Genomic DNA, 1,506 nt, shown 5'->3' with positions numbered 1-1,506 from the left:
TAGGAAGAGTGCCATCGTTGCATGAGCCGTAGTCCAAGCAGGATACGCAAGGTAGTAATGGAATCAGGAATGTGGCGTTGAGCGCGCTGGACTGCCCCGTGGGATGTAATGCGGGGGAAGGGCAGGCAGCGCGCGTTCGAGGAAGTTTTTTTTATCGCGCAGATCTGATTGCATCCTGAGTCGCTGAGCCATCAGAAACCCATATGCAGCGATACTTAGTGTGGCGTGGTGGTGAAACCCACGCCAGCCTCGCCCTTCGTAATGGCCGAGCCCAAACTCCTGTTTCAGGTCCTGATAGTCGCGCTCGATGCGCCAGCGCATCTTGGTCACGAACACAAGCTGCTCAAGTGTCGCCTCTTCGGGGGCAGTAGTGAGAAAGTATTTGAGCGGCTCCGTATCGCCTTCAGGCCATTCAATGAGCAGCCATTCTTCGTCGCGAACGGTACTTCGCCAGTAGTCGCGATGTGCAGGACGAACGCGTACGGCGGCAAAGCGTGAGGAAAGTGCTGCGTTGCTGCCTTCCCGCCAGGTTACGGTCTGCCAGGCGTTCACGGGTAGTTGCATGGCCAGTTCCTTCACCGCGAGCGGTTCGTGGCCGGGTGCACGGCGCAACAATGTCGGCGGCTTGCCGCGCCCGCTCCAGGGCCTGGGGGGAAGTGGCGCCGTACCGCGCGCCCACACAGAGGTGCCAGGCCGGATTCCTACCGCGTACAACAACCCCAGTTCAGTTACGCCATCCCGGAAAGCGGTTTCGTCGCCGTACCCAGCATCGGCCAGCACGATGCCCGGTGCAACGCCGGATGTTATCGCCTCGCGAAGTTGGGCCAGCGCAATCTGGGGCTTGGTCTCAAAAGCCAGATCGTCGGGAATGCCCGTACGACGGGCCCGCTCCCGGTCGTCAATCCATTCCTTGGGCACATACAGCTGCCAGGCAATCGGCAGGCTGCCGCGTTGTGTCGCGATCGACAGGCTCACGGCGACCTGACAGTTGTCCTGTTTGCCGAGTTGCCCACAGTACTGACGTGCCACCCCAACCGAATGACGGCCCTTCTTGGGAAAACCGGTGTCGTCAATAATCCAGTAGTAGCCGGCTTCTTCAGCAGCATGCGCGCCTAACGCGGGCATCACCCATTCGCGTACCCGCCGCAAGACCGCCCGGTCAGACCATTCTGCCTTGGCCACAAAGTGGTGGAGTGACTGGTGTTTCGCACTCGCGTGAAGTGGGTCAATATGCGCGGCCATCGGCTCGACGCTCTTGCGTGACAATGGCAACACCAGGCCCGAACAGTAACCCTTGAGGCCGGCATGGCGATCTGCGTGCCCTAACGCCTGCCCCAGATGATTCAGATACGCGTCAAATTCGTCGACATCTTCTCTCATCGCGATCGCCCGAAGTCTGTATTATTCAATAGTACCAGGTATCGCTTCGCTGTAAATAATTTTATGACACAGTAAGAATAGATGACCGTAGCGAAACGCAATAAAAGAGAGCAACCCGATGCTGAG

Annotated in this window: 1 protein-coding gene; it reads right to left on the bottom strand. The window is 58.6% G+C overall.

Annotated elements, in window-relative coordinates:
• Positions 1-63: 63 nt before the first annotated feature.
• Positions 64-1,380: an IS701 family transposase gene (locus tag P0D89_RS52895; protein WP_408368698.1), complete on the bottom strand. Its 1,317-nt coding sequence runs from the start codon at positions 1,378-1,380 to the stop codon at positions 64-66.
• Positions 1,381-1,506: the final 126 nt, after the last annotated feature.

Origin of the sequence: Paraburkholderia sp. RL18-085-BIA-A (genome assembly GCF_046027075.1) — a bacterium.
In the GTDB taxonomy this organism is placed as follows: domain Bacteria; phylum Pseudomonadota; class Gammaproteobacteria; order Burkholderiales; family Burkholderiaceae; genus Paraburkholderia.
The sequence above is the reverse complement of the archived record's forward strand: the minus strand, read 5'-3'. Positions and strand labels throughout refer to the sequence as shown.